15 protein-coding genes are annotated in these 16,408 nt (G+C 40.0%); 10 read left to right on the top strand and 5 right to left on the bottom strand.

The features are described from left to right. The first annotated feature begins 27 nt into the window (after nt 1-27). The 4 genes from rsd (at nt 28) to trmB (ending at nt 2,716) form a co-directional block, all read left to right on the top strand. On the top strand, nt 28-504 hold the full coding sequence (rsd, locus tag OFY17_RS02105; RefSeq protein WP_263529041.1) for a sigma D regulator: 477 nt from the start codon (nt 28-30) through the stop codon (nt 502-504). Next, nucleotides 482-1,453, top strand: coding sequence for a WD40 repeat domain-containing protein (locus tag OFY17_RS02100; RefSeq protein ID WP_263529040.1), 972 nt, complete (start codon nt 482-484; stop codon nt 1,451-1,453). Before rsd ends, OFY17_RS02100 begins: the two co-directional genes overlap by 23 nt. 4 nt (nt 1,454-1,457) lie before the next feature. Further along, nucleotides 1,458-1,853, top strand: a complete 396-nt coding sequence (locus OFY17_RS02095; protein ID WP_263529039.1) for a DUF423 domain-containing protein — start codon at nt 1,458-1,460, stop codon at nt 1,851-1,853. Nucleotides 1,854-2,008: 155 nt separating this feature from the next. Then, nucleotides 2,009-2,716: a tRNA (guanosine(46)-N7)-methyltransferase TrmB gene (gene trmB / locus OFY17_RS02090; protein ID WP_263529038.1), complete on the top strand. Its 708-nt coding sequence runs from the start codon at nt 2,009-2,011 to the stop codon at nt 2,714-2,716. A 134-nt stretch (nt 2,717-2,850) separates the two neighbouring features. On the opposite strand, the gene OFY17_RS02085 is transcribed toward trmB, so the two are convergent. After that, a complete protein-coding gene (locus OFY17_RS02085) occupies nt 2,851-3,258 on the bottom strand; it encodes an H-NS histone family protein (protein ID WP_263529037.1) in 408 nt (135 codons plus the stop codon). Between the two features lie 327 nt (nt 3,259-3,585). Here OFY17_RS02085 and OFY17_RS02080 point away from each other — a divergent pair, with 327 nt between their 5' ends. From OFY17_RS02080 to OFY17_RS02060, 5 genes are all read left to right on the top strand, one after another. Then, entirely contained in the window at nt 3,586-5,739 is a 2,154-nt protein-coding gene (locus OFY17_RS02080) for a helix-hairpin-helix domain-containing protein (protein WP_263529036.1), read from the top strand. A gap of 197 nt (nt 5,740-5,936) precedes the next feature. Then, nucleotides 5,937-7,298, top strand: coding sequence for a bifunctional UDP-N-acetylglucosamine diphosphorylase/glucosamine-1-phosphate N-acetyltransferase GlmU (glmU, locus tag OFY17_RS02075; RefSeq protein ID WP_263529035.1), 1,362 nt, complete (start codon nt 5,937-5,939; stop codon nt 7,296-7,298). Nucleotides 7,299-7,352: 54 nt separating this feature from the next. Next, a complete protein-coding gene (glmS, locus tag OFY17_RS02070; protein WP_263529034.1) occupies nt 7,353-9,179 on the top strand; it encodes a glutamine--fructose-6-phosphate transaminase (isomerizing) in 1,827 nt (608 codons plus the stop codon). A 314-nt stretch (nt 9,180-9,493) separates the two neighbouring features. Continuing rightward, nucleotides 9,494-9,829, top strand: a complete 336-nt coding sequence (locus OFY17_RS02065; protein ID WP_263529033.1) for a cupin domain-containing protein — start codon at nt 9,494-9,496, stop codon at nt 9,827-9,829. A gap of 98 nt (nt 9,830-9,927) precedes the next feature. Next, a complete protein-coding gene (locus OFY17_RS02060) occupies nt 9,928-10,566 on the top strand; it encodes an RpiB/LacA/LacB family sugar-phosphate isomerase (RefSeq protein WP_263529032.1) in 639 nt (212 codons plus the stop codon). Between the two features lie 109 nt (nt 10,567-10,675). On the opposite strand, the gene OFY17_RS02055 is transcribed toward OFY17_RS02060, so the two are convergent. From OFY17_RS02055 to OFY17_RS02040, 4 genes are all read right to left on the bottom strand, one after another. Beyond that, on the bottom strand, nt 10,676-12,826 hold the full coding sequence (locus OFY17_RS02055; protein ID WP_263529031.1) for a YjbH domain-containing protein: 2,151 nt from the start codon (nt 12,824-12,826) through the stop codon (nt 10,676-10,678). A 59-nt stretch (nt 12,827-12,885) separates the two neighbouring features. Continuing rightward, entirely contained in the window at nt 12,886-13,608 is a 723-nt protein-coding gene (locus tag OFY17_RS02050; RefSeq protein ID WP_263529030.1) for a capsule biosynthesis GfcC family protein, read from the bottom strand. Nucleotide 13,609: 1 nt separating this feature from the next. Continuing rightward, nucleotides 13,610-14,335 (bottom strand): YjbF family lipoprotein, encoded by a 726-nt coding sequence (locus tag OFY17_RS02045; protein ID WP_263529029.1) that lies wholly within the window; start codon nt 14,333-14,335, stop codon nt 13,610-13,612. Between the two features lie 77 nt (nt 14,336-14,412). After that, nucleotides 14,413-14,748 (bottom strand): hypothetical protein, encoded by a 336-nt coding sequence (locus OFY17_RS02040; RefSeq protein WP_263529028.1) that lies wholly within the window; start codon nt 14,746-14,748, stop codon nt 14,413-14,415. A gap of 484 nt (nt 14,749-15,232) precedes the next feature. Here OFY17_RS02040 and OFY17_RS02035 point away from each other — a divergent pair, with 484 nt between their 5' ends. Further along, nucleotides 15,233-16,393, top strand: coding sequence for a capsule assembly Wzi family protein (locus OFY17_RS02035; RefSeq protein ID WP_263529027.1), 1,161 nt, complete (start codon nt 15,233-15,235; stop codon nt 16,391-16,393). Nucleotides 16,394-16,408: the final 15 nt, after the last annotated feature.

The raw sequence follows: 16,408 nt of genomic DNA, 5'->3' as shown, positions 1-16,408 counted from the left end.
ATCACTTTTCACTTGATGGAGCCTGCTATGTTAGAAAGTTGTAAAACAGCGCAAGAAAGATGGGGTGGTGTTCACGAAATTATCGATCGTTGGCTTGAACAGCGTCGACAGTTAATTGAAGCTTTGATGTACCTAAAGGGGTGCAAGACCTTTTCTGGCTCCGATACGGAAAAAGTTCAGCATGCCTGCGATATGTTAGTTGATTATGTGTCAGCTGGTCATTTTACTGTTTATGAGCAGCTCGCTATCGAAGCGAAAGAGTTTCATGATGATGACTCTATATTACTGCTACGTAAATTATTACCCTTGATTGAAAATACGACTGAAGTGGCTATCGAGTTTAATGATAAATTTGGTATCAAAGACCACTCTGCTAGCCAACTTGAAAGTCTTTCTTTTGCATTGCAAGCGCTACTTGTCGTGATGGCTGAGCGTTTTCAGCATGAAGATTTGCTTATTAAGGAATTGCATGAGGTCCACAGTGAAAAAGTTCCTGAAGAGTAGCTTACTGCTGCTCTCCAGTGTTGCCTTATTATCTTGTACAGCGGAAGCGCCAGTTCGAACGGCACAATACGCAGTACAGGGTATATATGCAGCAGGACTAAGTGATGATGGAGCATTCTCTTTAATTGGTTCGATACAGCACGGTGGAAGTTACTGGAATAACTCTAAGAATGAACGAGTTTTTAATTGGAATCATGCGCAAGGTGACAGCACCGCATTTAGTAGCGTGGATATTGACCCTACCGGAGAATTTGCTGCTACAGCCAGCGGTCAAGATCTCGTTTTATGGAATGCGGTTACAGGGGCGTTAGATGGGTTTTGGACAACGCCTGCAAATATTCAGTCTGTAAAGCTAACTCAAAATGGTGACTTTGCTTTAGTTGGGCTTAATGATAGAACAGCACGCTTTTTTGATGTCAAAAATGGTGGGATTAGACAAACCTTTCAGGCTAATGAAATTGTGCGAACGGTTGATATCACACCTGACGGTAGCTTAGGAATTACTGGGGATGATAGCTCTACTGTCATTCTTTGGGATATTCAAACCGGTGAGAAAAAGTATGAGTGGATGCTAAATAATAACGTCTCCACAGTTGTTTTATCCGCGGACGGTAAGTATGCATTTGCAGCAGCGCATTTTGGTCATGCCAAGGTCTGGTCAACTCGTTCGGGAAAAGAGCTATCTACCATAGACACTGGTAGTCTACCGTTTCGAAATGCGACTATTAGCCAAGCGGTTTTTTCTGATAACAATAAAACCATTTTGACCGGTGAAGTGAATGGACTCGTATCCTTAGTGCAGGTTAGTACTGGGGTGGTATATAAAGAGTGGGAGCTCTATACCAAACAGGGCGGCCCTACTGGCGCTAGAGTATTGGCTTTAGCTTATGGCCGAGATAGTAGATACCATGCTATTGGCAGTAATGGTTATTTAAATATTCTGCAGTAATAAAATGAAATATCTCCCTTTATCTTCTTCTAATGTCTTATCTAAATGGACAAGTTTATTTTGTCTGCAAGGCCTTCTTTCAGTTGCTGCTGGTGCTTTTGCTGCCCATGCTTTGGAGGGGGTGCTGACGCTTAAAGCTGCGGGTTGGTGGAGTACTGGTAGTCAGTACCTTATGTACCACTCTATTGTTGGGATGGTGGTATCTTTAACTCTTTCTGAGCTAGCTCGAGTAAGGGTAGTCCTACGTTTCTTTCTTTGTGGTAATTTTCTTTTCTCTGGTAGCTTGTATGCAATGGCTCTGACTGATTTTCGATATTTAGGCATCATCACGCCATTAGGTGGGACTATGTATCTTCTGGCGTGGTCTCTTCTCAGTGTCCAGCTATGGCGCTCTAAATAAATAGGCTAGGTCGAATAGTGAAGCGAAAAGGTAAGACAGTTTAGCCTTTTTCTGTTAGGGTAAGCTCCCAAATATATCTTCAAAAAAGTAGTTTAGGTGACCTTAATTTAGGTCTCTTGAAACTACCTATATAAGGCAATAAGCGATTTTATAGCATGTCAGATCAAGAAAAAGAAACTCAAGAACCTATCAAAAAACGCACCATTCGAAGTTTTGTTGTACGCGGTGGCCGTATGACCGAAGGTCAGCAAAAAAATTATGACACTAATTGGCGGGAGTATGGCTTAGAATTGCAAGATGGTCGTATTTCGTACGAAGCTATCTTTAGTCGTAAGTCTGATGTGGTGATTGAAGTGGGCTTTGGTATGGGAGCCTCTCTTGTTGAAATGGCTAAAAACGCACCTGAAAAAGACTTCATAGGCATTGAAGTACATCCACCTGGTGTTGCTAAACTAATGATGTTGGCAAAAGAAGAAGGTGTACACAACATTCGTGTTTATTGTGATGACGCGATTGAAGTCATGGCTAAATGTCTACCTCCATCAGAAGCCTCTGCATTTCAATTGTTCTTTCCTGACCCGTGGCATAAAAAGAAACATAATAAACGTCGCATTGTGCAGTCGCTATTTGCTCAGCAAGTGGCAGGTGTTCTACAAGACGGTGGACATTTCCATATGGCGACAGACTGGCAGCCTTATGCTGAGCACATGATGGAAGTGATGGAGCAAGAAGTAATCTATGTGAACAAAGCTGGGGCGGGGAATTATCACCCTCGTCCTGATTGGCGCCCTCTTACTAAATTTGAGCAGCGTGGTGAGCGTTTAGGGCATGGAGTTTGGGATTTGATTTATACGAAAAGCTAGACTCATTTTCAGGCATTTAAAGTGCTTACGGGCTATATTGCCAAATTTAGTTCTTATTTGTATTAAAGAAATCATAAAAAAAGCGATTTACTAATGAATAGTAAGTCGCTTTTTATTTTTTAGTAGCAGGTTACTTATTTAATTGTAACGCTGTCTCTGCTGTTACCAGCATCAAAATATTCTTGGAATACTTTTGGTGTACGACCACGGCCAGTCCATTCATAGGTTTCACCATCAACAGTAAGACGATACTTAGGCTCGACAGTATTTCCTTTTTTTGCCCCAGCCTTAGAAGTTTTAGGTGTACTTAAAGCAACAATTTCTTCTACTGTTAGACCACTATTAACGATAAGGTCTGCAATTTCTGCTGCGCGGGCTGTCTTTTGTGCTTTTTCTGCTTCTAGTGCTGCTTCTTCTTCTTTTGCTTTTTCTAATGCTTTATTAAAACCAGCAATTAAATTCTCAAGTTGAGGGATGCTTAGCTCTTTTGCTGCTGCGCGAGCTTTGGCTTTATTGCCGGCCAATTCTAGTAATAGACTCATTAAGTCTCTCCTATTATTCTTTAATTATCAAAATATGGTATTTTTTTGTCTTTTAGTGATTGTATTTTTACTTCCATGGCCGCCTTTAATTTACAATCACTAAAAAATTATGCGGTAAACTCTCAATGCTTCCTAAATTAAGAAAACTTTATTCTAATAATAGCGATTCGTTTTTATTAGAATAAAGTTTTGAATAGAGACTGGTAATATAAAATTTCATTACACATATATGGCTTATGTAACTTTGTGAATTTTAATAAAGAATTATGGAATATGCCAATCGAATAGTGTTAATAAAATGTTAAAAGTGTAAAGGTTAAGTTAGTAATGAAAAGTATATCAGAAAAACTTAGTGCTGAGTTCTCCATAGCTCTTAAGATCAGTGAAAATATTATTCAGCTATTTGAAGATGGCGCCACAGTACCTTTTGTAGCTAGGTATAGAAAAGAGAAAACTGGTGGAATGAACGATGTTGATTTGCGTACTTTCTTTGATCGTTGGCAATATCTTGTCGATTTAATGAAGCGTAAAGATAATATTATTTTATCACTAGAGAAAGAGAAAACCCTTTCTGATTTTTTAAAAAAACGGATACGTAATGCGGAAACGAAAAAAGAATTAGAGGACATATATTCCCCTTATAAAAAAACCAAACGTAGCAAATTAGATGAAGCGATTTCTCTAGGCCTTTTGAATCTTGCTCAAAGAATATGGTCTGGGGATATTAAATTGACCCTCGCCTCTATTCAATCTTGGTGTAACGAGAAGAAAGTTAATATCTCTGTTTTTGATGCTCAACAAGGTGCGGAAAGTATAATACTGGAAATGCTTGCTAATGATGTCGATGTTTTAAAATATGGGCGAGAAAAGCTCCATCAAAAGGGTACAGTCATAAGCCGTGTGGTAAGGGGTAAAAAACAATTAGGCGAAAAGTATAAAGATTACTTTGACTACCAAGAGCCAGCTAGAAAAATACCGTCCCATCGTTTGCTCGCTCTTTTTAGGGGAAAAAAGGAAAATATCTTAAAGTTGAGTGTGCTTTTTGATTATAAGCAGGACACAATGCTAGCGAGAAAGTTTGCTTATTTGAGTCAGATGTTTGAAGAATCTACTTTGAGCGACAGGTTATCAAATGTACAAATGCATTACTTTAACTTGGCGTGGAAAACAACACTGGGAGCTAAGATTGAATCAGATGTGCTTAGTCAGCTTAAGAGGCAAGCTGAGGTTGGCGCAGTAAGGGTTTTCTCCGAGAACTTAGATGATTTGTTGATGGCTTCACCTGCGGGTGCTTGTAAGGTATTAGGGGCTGATCCAGGTTTTAAGAATGGCGTTAAATTGGCTGTCGTTGGAAGGCAGGGGGACTTTTTAGATCACAAAGTCATATACCTATACGGGAATGCTCAAGCCAAGGCAGAAGCTGAATTGTTGGAATTTCTTTCTTTGCATAATGTGGATTGGATAGCTCTGGGCAATGGAACCGCATCTCGCGAAACAGAATTATTATTTAAGAGGCTGATAGAGAAGCATGGGCTGGGGTGTCGTGTCGCGGTCGTTAATGAGGCAGGGGCATCTGTATATTCCGCATCACCTATTGCAGCAAAAGAGTTCCCAAATCTAGATGTTACTATCCGAGGAGCGGTGTCTATTGCCCGACGTTTTCAAGACCCTCTTGCTGAACTGGTAAAAATAGAGCCTCAAGCTATTGGAGTTGGGCAATATCAGCATGATATAAAACCGTCTTTATTATCTAAGTCGTTAACAAACGTTGTCGAAGATTGTGTAAACAGGGTAGGTGTCGATGTGAATCTCGCCTCGGCATCTTTGTTATCCTATGTGTCTGGGTTAACAGATCGCTTGGCTCAGAATATAGTTGATTATCGACTAGAAAAAGGTCGTATCGAATCTCGTGAAGAGCTTTTAAGTATTAAAGGTGTTGGCCAGAAATGCTTTGAGCAATGCGCTGGCTTTATACGAGTGTTAAATGGTAAGGAGCCTTTAGATCAATCTGCGGTTCACCCTGAATCTTATCCTTTAGTGAGTAAAATGGCGGCTTTGCTGACGCTTTCTCCACACAATTTATTAAATAACCCATCTGCATTGCAGCAGGTTAGAAGTTTGTTACCAAGCTTACCTTCTGGGAATGAATTTACCTATACCGACATATTGGCTGAACTTAGCTGGCCTGGTAGGGACCCAAGGCCGGAATTCAGGTACGCCTCTTTTGATGACCAAGTGAATACTCTGGATGATTTACAAGAGGGTATGTCTTTGGAAGGCGTTGTTACCAATGTGGCAGGCTTTGGCGCATTTGTAGATATTGGTGTTCACCAAGATGGGCTGATACATATCTCACAACTAGCAAATCGTTTTATCAAAGACCCGCGAGATATTGTGCGCGTTGGTCAGGTGGTTAATGTCACTGTGTTGGAAGTGGATAAACAACGTAGAAGAATTGCTTTGAAAGGTAATGAACTATGACAAGCTTCTTGTATTGTTTTTTGACGATTTTTGATGTTTTTTATTTTTAAAAAATAATTGTATAACAAAGGCTTTTTGTTTTCTAAAACATATTGTCAATTTATTTTTGACATTTTAGGTTGTTGGCTTTCAGCTAATCCTATTTAATAGCCGCATTCTCAATATTTTTATTAACACGCCACGAATAAGGACGTTTTATGACACAGGATATAGTAATTTTAGCTGCAGGTAAGGGAAGCCGAATGAAATCGGCTTTCTCTAAGGTTCTGCATAAGGTTGGCGGTGTTTCAATGGTGAAAAGGGTGCTTGCTACTGCCCAGAGTATCCCTAATGCAAAATTACATCTTGTCGTTGGTCATCAAGGCCAACAAGTAGAACAGCATTGTCAGGATTTTTCTGCCAATGTGGTTTGGCAAAACAACCCTCAAGGAACTGGAGATGCATTACGTCGTGTTGCACCTGATTTGCAAGCCAATGGCGCCACATTAACACTCTATGGTGATGTGCCGCTAATTCAAACATCGACTTTAGAGAAGATGATCTCCTTATCAACACAAAATACATTAGTGCTATTAACTATCTCCCTTGATGACCCTACCGGCTATGGACGTATTGTTCGAAATGCTCAGGGTAAAGTGACAGCTATTGTTGAGCAGAAAGACGCGTCTGCAGAAGAAAAGATGATTCAAGAGGTAAATACTGGCATTCTGCTAGCACCTAATAATCACCTTCAAGGGTGGTTGAAGAACTTAAATAATGACAATGCACAAGGTGAATATTATTTAACTGATATTATCGCGATGGCGGCAAATGATGGAGTCGATATTGTCACGGTAAACCCTGAGAATGAAGCGGAAGTGGCTGGTGTTAATGATCGTGTGCAATTAGCGGCATTAGAGCGCGAATTGCAGAGACAAACTGCGATTGAACTTATGCAAAATGGTACTAGCTTATTAGACCCTTCTCGAATTGATGTTAGGGGAGAGCTGGTCAGCGGCCAAGATGTTGTTATCGATGTGAATTGTATTTTCGAAGGTAAAGTTGTTCTAGCTGATAATGTTGAAATTGGCCCTAATTGTCATTTAAAGAACTGCTCCGTTGGCGCTGGAACTGTTATTAAAAGCAACACTTTAATAGATGATAGTCAGGTGGGTGAATATTGTGATATTGGCCCTTTTGCTCGTTTGCGCCCAGGTACTGTATTAGCTGATAAAGCCAAGATAGGTAATTTTGTCGAGACGAAAAAAGCTCACATTGGCGAAGGCAGTAAAGTGAACCACCTAAGTTATGTGGGTGATACACAAATGGGGCAAGGCGTTAATGTTGGTGCAGGCACCATTACTTGTAATTACGACGGTGTGAATAAGCACCAAACTACCATAGGTGATGGCGTCTTTATCGGCTCTAACTCGTCTCTTGTTGCTCCGGTTAATGTGGCTAAGGGGGCAACGGTGGCCGCAGGCTCTACTATTACAAAAGAAGTAAAGCAGGATCAGTTGGCATTCGCTCGTGCACGTCAAGCGAATAAAGATAATTGGCCAAAGCCGACTAAAAAATAATTTAATATATTGATCGCTGTGAAATAAGACAGCGTAAAGCAAAAGGGATTCAACATGTGTGGAATAGTAGGCGCGATTGCTCGTCGTAATGTATCTAAAATTTTAATTGAAGGCTTAAGCCGCCTAGAATACCGCGGTTACGATTCGGCTGGTGTGGCGATTAATAATGAAGAGGGTGTGTTTTCCCATCGCGCAGTCGGTAAAGTTCAAGCGTTAAAAGATAAGTTTTCAGATCAGCTATTAGATGGAAAAATGGGCATTGCTCATACTCGTTGGGCAACCCACGGAAAGCCAACGGAAAGTAATGCACACCCTCACTTTTCAGGAGGTGATCTTGCTTTAGTACACAATGGCATTATAGAGAACCATGAACCTTTACGACTCGAATTAAAGGCAAAAGGGTATGTATTCCAGTCAGAAACAGACACAGAAGTCATTGTGCACTTAATACATGATGCTTTAAAAGTTGAGCCGAGTTTGTTGAACGCTGTGCAAGCGAGTTTGGCTAAGCTTGAAGGCGCCTTTGCTATTGGCGTGGTGCAAAACGACGATAATGAGCGCTTTATCGCTGCACGTAAAGGTAGTCCATTGGTTGTGGGTGTGGGTATCGAAGAGAACTTTGTCGCTTCAGATCAATTAGCTTTATTGCATGTCACGGATCAGTTTATCTTCTTAGAGGAAGGTGATGTGGTGGATGTCACTCTTGATAAAGTGACTATTTACGATGCTCAGGGTGAGCAGCAAGATCGCCCAGTGAGTGTCTTTAACCATAGTATTGATGCTACTGATAAGGGCGAGTTTCGTCATTACATGATGAAAGAAATATACGAGCAGCCGAAGGTTATTCGAGCTTGTCTAGAAGGACGCATTAGTGATAATAAAGTTTTAACCAGTTGCTTTGGTGCTGACTCTGGTTTTCTAAAGCAAATTGAAAACATTCATATTGTGGCATGTGGTACCAGCTATCACGCAGGAATGGTTGCCAAATATTGGTTGGAAGAACTGGCAGGTTTGCCATGTAGTGTTGAAGTGGCAAGCGAATACCGTTATCGAAAAGTAGCCGTACCTAAAAATACCTTGTTTTTAACCTTGTCTCAATCTGGTGAAACAGCAGATACCTTGGCGGCCTTACGTATGGCCAAAAGCTTAGGTTACTTAACAACCCTTGCAATCTGTAATGTGCCGTCTAGTACCCTGGTTCGTGAGTCAGCACTTACTCTTCTTACAAATGCAGGGGCGGAAATAGGCGTTGCTTCTACGAAAGCTTTTACTACTCAATTGACAGCTTTACTACTTACGAGTGTGGCTATTGCTGTTGAAAATGGTTTATCTGCTCAAGAAGAGAGTGCTTTAGTTGATGCAATGCGGTCACTGCCAGCTTATGTCGAATCTGCATTAGCGGAAGATGAGCATATTAAGAAAATTGCAGACAGGTTTGCGAATAAGCACAATGCTTTGTTTTTGGGGCGAGGAGCTATGTTTCCAATCGCCTTAGAAGGGTCTTTGAAATTAAAAGAAATTTCTTATATTCATGCTGAAGCCTACCCTGCAGGTGAGTTGAAACACGGTCCATTAGCTCTTGTTGATGAAGATATGCCGATCATTACTTTAGTGCCTCACAATGATATGTTGGATAAATTAAAGTCAAATATGCAGGAAGTCGCCGCTCGTGGTGGTGAGTTGTATGTGTTTGCAGATAAAGACACAGACCTACACAATGAAGACAATATTGTTTTCACTGAAGTGCCAAAAGTTGACAGTATTTTAGAGCCAATTGTCCACACGATTCCGTTACAGCTGTTGTCCTATCATGTTGCAGTGGTGAAAGGCACGGATGTGGATCAGCCGCGAAATTTGGCTAAATCTGTTACTGTTGAATAATCGTTAAGTAATACTGAAAGTATTTAATTTGACTTACCTTTGCATCAAAATTAAATGATGTAGAGGTAAGTTGAAGTAAATACGCCCTTTCTAGTTACTTGTATACTGCCTATTTCTCGTTTGACATTACTTAATGCCACCTACCCCTTAGAAATAACATACCGTTGCTTTAAAAAGCCTAGATACCTTGTTATTAGTTATATACTCGAAAAACTTATCATAAGAAAATCGCATTTCATTATGTATTGAATGACATTTCATCGGCCTGATATAGTAATATAGTATGAATATATCAAAACAATAGGAGAGAAATTATGTTTACATTTAACAAAGACGTAGAACTTGAAGATTTAGGTGGTGGCCTTTCTCGTAAAGTAATGTCTTACTCTGAAAATATCATGACAGTAGAAGTTCACTTTGAAACAGGTACTGTTGCACCAATGCACAATCACCCACATGAGCAGCTAACTTACGTTAAATCTGGTAAGTTCGAATTCACTGTAGGTGACGAAACAAGAACAGTAGTAGAAGGTGACACTATCTACAAAGTGCCAAACATCATGCATGGTTGTAAATGTGTTGAGAAAGGTATCTTGATTGATAACTTTACACCAATGCGTAAAGATTTCTTAGAAACATCAGGCTACTAAATGGCTAAGGAAGTCTTAATGGACAAGGCTTCTTTTTACATAGCTAGAAATTCGCCTTTCTCATCTCTCTAATAAGTATAAAAAATTCGGAGACAGTAATGAAAATCGCACTAATGATGGAAAATAGCCAAGCAGACAAAAATGCTGTGGTATTAGAGCAACTGAACAGCGTGGCTCTTCCTCTAAACCATGATGTTCATAATGTAGGAATGAGTGATAGTAATGATCATCACCTTACTTATATACACCTAGGAATTATGGCAAGTATTCTTTTGAATTCTAAAGCGGTGGACTTTGTTGTTTCTGGTTGTGGTACCGGTCAGGGTGCCATGATGTCATTAAACGCTCACCCAGGTGTCGTTTGTGGCTATTGTTTAGAGCCTTCGGATGCTTTCCTTTTCAATCAAATTAACAATGGCAATGCGTTAGCGCTCGCTTTTGCTAAGGGCTTTGGTTGGGGAGCTGAGCTTAATGTGCGAAATATGTTTGAAAAAGCATTTACTGGATCACGTGGTGAAGGATACCCATTAGAGAGAAAAGAGCCTCAGGTCCGAAATGCTAGCCTGCTAAATGATGTAAAAGCTGCCGTCATGAAAGACAATTACTTGGATTCACTAAAAGCGATCGACCAAGAATTGGTTCGAACAGCTGTATCGGGTGAACGTTTTCAAAAGTGCTTCTTTGAGCGCAACCAAAACCCAGAGGTAGAAGGCTATGTTAAGTCATTAATCTCATAGTGGCACCTGCGCCAACACATTTTTGCTAGGTAATAATTTCATTGCTTAGTAAAATTAGATAAGCCTAAAATGGTGATCATAGCTTTTATGATCGCCATTTTTTATAGAGCTAATTTTGATTAGGTCTTTGGAACCAAGGGGAAACTGTGTCGGTTAGGTTGAATAGGGAATGTTTCCTACTGAGTTTCTGACCGCCGTCTCGTAAAATAGGTTGCCAAGCAGCTTTTACTCTTCGAGTTGTAGGTTTGAGTGATAAAGTATCGAAGGGCATTGATAAATAAAAGCCTTTAGTGAAGCTTCCCTCACCAAACTCTTCAGCGCTTAAATTAGTTTTGCTGGCAAAAGCCCCAACTATAACACCACTTTTATATTGTTTAGAGAAATCAAATCTTACACCTACATCAGTCGCTAAAAACTTGCCAGCATCAACCTGTAAAAGGGTGTCATTTAAAAGTGACCATTGGGGAAGGTAATAAAGAGAAATGTGCCCGGTGGTGCCATTGGCCAGAACCTTAGCGTTATTACCGTAGCTGTTCTCACTGTCAAATAGCCCAAATGTTGAATCAGGATCTCTTTGGGATATTGAATTCCAGTCTGCTCCAATGGCCCAGTTTGAGTTAATAGGGCGGTATAAAACTTCGCTCCCAATGCCTGCAAACATTCTCTCTAAGTAACCCGCATAGAATTGTTGATACCAGTTTTTTTCATACTTTTGGAACATGGTGAGTTGTAGGTTTTTGATATTTGAATCCGATTCCTGAACATAAGCCCTTATGAGAGTGCGAACTCGATAATTAGAAGTGCCATCACTAGGTACGGTAAAATTAAGTTTGTCGTAGTTGTTGACTAGGTTTGTGCTTGCTACTCCAGAGAGTAGCAACTTACTGTTAAGCCAATAAGATGCTTCAGCATTTATACTGAGGTTATAAAGGTAAAAGCTTTCAGGGCTGCCAAAGGATTGATTCAAATGAGGGTATAAACTGAAGTTTAATGGAGTATTAGGAATGTGGATAGAGCTGGTGTTTAAATAATCGCTAGGTGAGATTGAGTAAGTGTCCTCAATTTTTGGTTTTAAGTATTCTACATTGATAAAATGTTGGAACTTTTCAGCAGATACTTTTGTTGATACTAATGGTAAGCCTTGGTTTTCTTCAATAACCTCGTAAGACTCTATGTTGGAAGGTAACTGCTTTTCGAATATAGAGCTCGCTCTTTCTAGAGCCTTGTTTCTGTCTCGGTATTTGTCTTGTGTAGCTACTACAGAGACTTGGTTGTTAACGGTATGTATAGATTTCGTTTGATAGCCAGATGCTTGGTATAGCGATTGAGTAAGATCTTCCCAGTTGACCTCATCTAATGTAGTGGGGCGAGAGTCTTTTGCCACTTTAATTGGAGCGTCATGAGAAATAGTGGGTAGCGTATTGAGATTTGCGGCTAACGTAAACCCTAGAGTTAAGGTGGTGCCTCGTTCGTATCCTAGTCTTAAGTTAAAAGCGTCATTAACAGAATAAACGGCACCAAAGTTCCACGGTGTTTCAGGAGTCATATTGACTCCTGCGTTTGTAACTGGCCTATCAGAACTATAGTCGTTACCGTCATATTCCAGTTTAAATTGCAAAGGCAGAGAAGGGGGTTGATATACTATTCCGCCAAAGAAGGAGGATCTTCCTGTGAACCAGCGTTGAAAGTCAATTGATCCACCATTCCCAGAAAAACCAGCAGATCTATTGCAGAAGTGTTCTGCCGTTGAGCATAAAGGGTTATCTAATGTGCCGCGTGTACCCAAATACCCCCAACCAATGCCTAAAGTAAAGTCAAATTGCCCATGACTTTCCGTAGAAAAGTTTTTACTAGCAGCAATAAATTCACCATCAAATAAGCCAGTACCGCCGATGTCTCTTAGTCCTACAGATAGATCTGGTAATAAATGACTTTCTTTCCATAGTTTTATTTTTGTATCTAGTCCTTTATCTGCATAGCTGGTGTCGCCACTAAAGCTTTCGTCACTACTGTATAATACATCATCGACTTCCGTGTAACGAATGACACTTTCAAGCCAAGGCATAAGCTGAAAGGATAGGGTATAGAATTGGTATTCGTCATTATGGCTATAGCCAAAACTTAACGTGCCTTCATCAGCCATACGTGCTGATGGCATTTGCATTATCCCTACTCCACCCAAATCCATTTGAGATGTTCTGAGTTTAGAGGACTGAAATGGTTCGCCAAAATGCAAATCTGTTTCCGCATTGGAATTCATCGTAATAAAGCTAGCTATGAGGGCAGTGAATAGCTGTCGAAAAAAGTTTCTTGAATACATTACAAATCCAGACGAAACGTCAATAGGTCAACGATCTCTTCATTTAAGTATTTATACTTTTTAGGAAGTTTTTGAAGAGGTTTATAAATAATAGCTCCTGGGCTGAGGAAGTATGCGGTATTTTTCCATAGAATATTGGTGGCTAAGTAGGCGGTTTTGTCAGCCTGTATTAGCCAGACTTTTTTATAATTTCTGAGGGTGTTATCGGTTAATAAGTAATCCCGTAAGCTAAAGTTTGGCACTATCTTAATGGGGATACTGCTTTCGAATTGGCTGTCTATTAATAGAACCTTATCAGGTCTTGTAGGTAAATATAGTTGGTAACTTCCCTCTAGCATAGGGTTGAACTGTTTTAGCTCTTTTACTTTGGTGATATTGGTATCTATTGTTTCTCGATATTGAAAAATTAAATTTTTTAGCTGAGTTTTCAGGTTCAATGATTCAGAGGTATTTAAGCTATCTAATGCATTGAAAATAGCAGCTTTTCTTTGCTCAACAAGAGGTTGTTTGTGGGGGCTTATGAGAGCAATCCCTAAAGGGTAAATTTGGGTGCTTGTACTTTTATAAGCATCTTCAAGTATGGTCGAGAAGCGCTCTGGCTGAGAATAGTTTAGAGAAACATCGCTATGTAATAAGGCTATTTGAGTTACGGAACCGTAGGCTCCTAAGCAAACGAAATATATGACTAGATAACCTACTAATTTAACAATGCTGTGGGTCATATTATTGAGTCGCCTCACGGTTTTCTGTAGCAGATATAGGCTCTAGGAAGGGTTTTATAAACAACATCTCAATTTTATCCATATTAGGGCCAATGTATTGAGTGGTTTTTATAATATAAGATTTATAAGAGCCTTGCTGAGGGACTTTCCAGAAGTGATTGGTGAAACTAGTGTTTAATGATTCAAAAAAAACTATCTCGCTAGTATGTTCAGTTTGCTCTGTCCACAATTCGGTAGAAATCTGCTCGCTACCATGTGTTTTTGATTGGATGTCTGCTGTGAAATTGTATCGGTAGCCTGGAGACCAGTCGTAAATGGCATGCCAACTTTTTGAAGTCCCAGGTGTAGGAGGCCCATTATGGTTTTGGGTGAATAACTGCTCTAAGTTGTTGCCCGTCAGCCCGATGGTTTTAACTATGCGTCCATTCTCGGTCACAATGGCTGCCTTATCAGAAGAGAGCCATGTTAGAGAGTAGCTGTATTTAGAATTTATGTATTCAGCTGAAGAAAGAATTATTAATATCGGTGCGCGATCATTAAGCTTAACGATAGCACTCGCATATGGTAAGGAGTTTACATACTCTGCAGTTATCGGGAGTCCTTTGTTGATGGTCCTAGCTTCTAATGCGGAGTTTATAGCGTCGGTAAAATTAGAACTGCAACCTGATGCAGAAATCGCCAAAGTTAGCAGAAAAAGGTGGGCAGTAACTTTATTAAAAAAGTTCATTTTTGTAGGTTGCTTAAAAAAGTAGAAATAAAAAGTCGCTCGCACTGTTATTAGGTAGTGCTAAGCGACTTTTGGTATTAATTGGTAACAGTAGTTACTGTATCTGCTTCAGAATCAGCTACTGCAGTAGCTACTGCTCCAACGGTTGCCGCTACTGCTGCACTTGTTGATACTACTGTTGCACCAACGCTTGCAGCAGCTGCTGCACTACTTCCTGCTGCTGCGCCAGCGCTTGCTGCTGCACTAGAGCTTGCTGCTGCACTAGCTGCACTAGTAGAGCTTGCTGCTGCACTTGAGCTTGCTGCTGCGCCTGTTGAAGAGCTAGCTGCAGAGCCTGCAGCTCCACTAGTTTCTGCAAAAGCTTGGCTAGCTAGGCCTAGAGCTAATGCAGCGACAATAGGTAATACTTTCATGTTTGACTTCCTTTATGATTAAACATCGATGTTTGAATAAAAAATATTCAAATCGATCATATGGCAAACGTAATGAAAATGGAATATGTCACAGCTATTTTATAGAAAGTTCTAGACGATTTGTAGAGGAAAGGGTAGAGAAATATGGTTAAGCGAAATAAAAACGATATAAAAGTTCATATAGGAGGGGAAATCGGTTAAAGTTTCGCCCAGTCTTAAAATTTGTTGATCACGCGTTGTTTTTAAGTTGTATGCTCCTTTCGAGAAGTTCTCTTTAATTGGCAACGATTGATGTGTGATTGCTTTTGTAAAGTGTACAAAAAGGATGTACTTGGTGTTTTTTAAGAATAAAAACTGTCTACATATTCTGGTAAAGCTCTCAAGGCTACCTTTCTCGCTATTTTATTTTTTTTTGATGCTTTCCAGTGCGAATGCTTCGCCTTGGCTAGAAGCAAATGATCCTTTTTTAAGGTCTTCTCTTGTTTTGCTTTCTGATGCGGGCAATATCTCCTCCCCTATTAATATCTATCCTTTACGATGGTCAATGTTTGGTGATGATTTGGGTGTATCCAAAGCTTCGTCGGATGCTTTTACGGTAACAACAGCAAATCAAGAAATTTTGTATGCATTAAATTCGATAAAGTTAAACAGAGGGAATCGTCTTTTTAAAGTTTCCAATTCAATATACTCCCCTCTATTGCCTAGTTTTGGACAGTTTTCTGAAGACGAATGGGGAATCTACACAAGTGTTGATCACTTAAGTCGAGATTTTTCATATCGCTTTACTATCGGTTACGGTGAATATAGTGGTGAGAGTGAACTTAACTGGAATGATAGCTATCTATCCCTTAGTGCCGGTGAATGGCTGTTCAGTATTGGTAATCTTAATCGCTGGTGGGGGCAAGGTTGGCAGCATAATTTAATTTTGGCTTCTTATGCAAAATCGGCGCCTGATATGAGTGTGAGTTATATGGGGTTGAACGCGGGCTTGGGAAGTTGGTTTTTTGAGAGTTTAATATCCTCGCCAGAAAATAATGATGTTGCATACCACAGTGCTACACGCTTAGTAAGCAAGCCTCTAAACGTTTTTGAATATGGCGTTACTTATCAAGTGTGGTTGGCTGACCTGAATAGTGGGGAGCAAGACCAACAGTTATCAATAGATGCCAAACTGGTTCTTCCTTCTTTAGATTGCCTATATCATAGTGTCTATTCTGAAGTGGCATCCACTTCGAATGTTTCTGAATTGGGGGCTTGGCTTATAGGTTGGACAGGTAGTTTCCCTATTGCAAATCATTCAGCTCGTATTGTGTTGGAGTCTCAACAAACGACGAGTGCCCATGATTCAACTGCATGGGATTTAGGTGATTACCCTTCTGTAACGGAAAACGTTAGTAACACCAGCTATTTATTGGATGAGAGTCAATCTATTGCTTTCTATCTACAGCTTAAAAACGACCATAGCTTTGGACTTATTTACCAAAAATCAAAAGAAGATGATAAAGAAACGTCCAGCAAGCAATTGACCTATCGTCTGCCAATCTTGTCTGGTATGGGGCATGTTGGTTTAAGTTTTGATCGCACAGTGGGTGCTGGTACTGATAATGATATAAATGTGTGGGCTGGTTATGAATTTCGTTTTTAATGTGCCGCCACTAAG

It is taken from the genome of Marinomonas sargassi, assembly GCF_025716875.1.
GTDB lineage: Bacteria > Pseudomonadota > Gammaproteobacteria > Pseudomonadales > Marinomonadaceae > Marinomonas > Marinomonas sargassi.
The sequence above is the reverse complement of the archived record's forward strand: the minus strand, read 5'-3'. Positions and strand labels throughout refer to the sequence as shown.

Bases quoted from the DNA above. Each gene is read 5' to 3' on its own strand.
- OFY17_RS02085 (WP_263529037.1), bottom strand. From the start codon at position 3,258: ATGAGTCTATTACTAGAATTGGCCGGCAATAAAGCCAAAGCTCGCGCA.
- OFY17_RS02050 (WP_263529030.1), bottom strand. From the start codon at position 13,608: ATGACCCACAGCATTGTTAAATTAGTAGGTTATCTAGTCATATATTTC.
- OFY17_RS02055 (WP_263529031.1), bottom strand. From the start codon at position 12,826: ATGAATTCCAATGCGGAAACAGATTTGCATTTTGGCGAACCATTTCAG.
- OFY17_RS02045 (WP_263529029.1), bottom strand. From the start codon at position 14,335: ATGAACTTTTTTAATAAAGTTACTGCCCACCTTTTTCTGCTAACTTTG.
- glmS (WP_263529034.1), top strand. From the start codon at position 7,353: ATGTGTGGAATAGTAGGCGCGATTGCTCGTCGTAATGTATCTAAAATT.
- OFY17_RS02040 (WP_263529028.1), bottom strand. From the start codon at position 14,748: ATGAAAGTATTACCTATTGTCGCTGCATTAGCTCTAGGCCTAGCTAGC.
- OFY17_RS02080 (WP_263529036.1), top strand. From the start codon at position 3,586: ATGAAAAGTATATCAGAAAAACTTAGTGCTGAGTTCTCCATAGCTCTT.
- OFY17_RS02095 (WP_263529039.1), top strand. From the start codon at position 1,458: ATGAAATATCTCCCTTTATCTTCTTCTAATGTCTTATCTAAATGGACA.
- glmU (WP_263529035.1), top strand. From the start codon at position 5,937: ATGACACAGGATATAGTAATTTTAGCTGCAGGTAAGGGAAGCCGAATG.
- trmB (WP_263529038.1), top strand. From the start codon at position 2,009: ATGTCAGATCAAGAAAAAGAAACTCAAGAACCTATCAAAAAACGCACC.
- rsd (WP_263529041.1), top strand. From the start codon at position 28: ATGTTAGAAAGTTGTAAAACAGCGCAAGAAAGATGGGGTGGTGTTCAC.
- OFY17_RS02060 (WP_263529032.1), top strand. From the start codon at position 9,928: ATGAAAATCGCACTAATGATGGAAAATAGCCAAGCAGACAAAAATGCT.
- OFY17_RS02065 (WP_263529033.1), top strand. From the start codon at position 9,494: ATGTTTACATTTAACAAAGACGTAGAACTTGAAGATTTAGGTGGTGGC.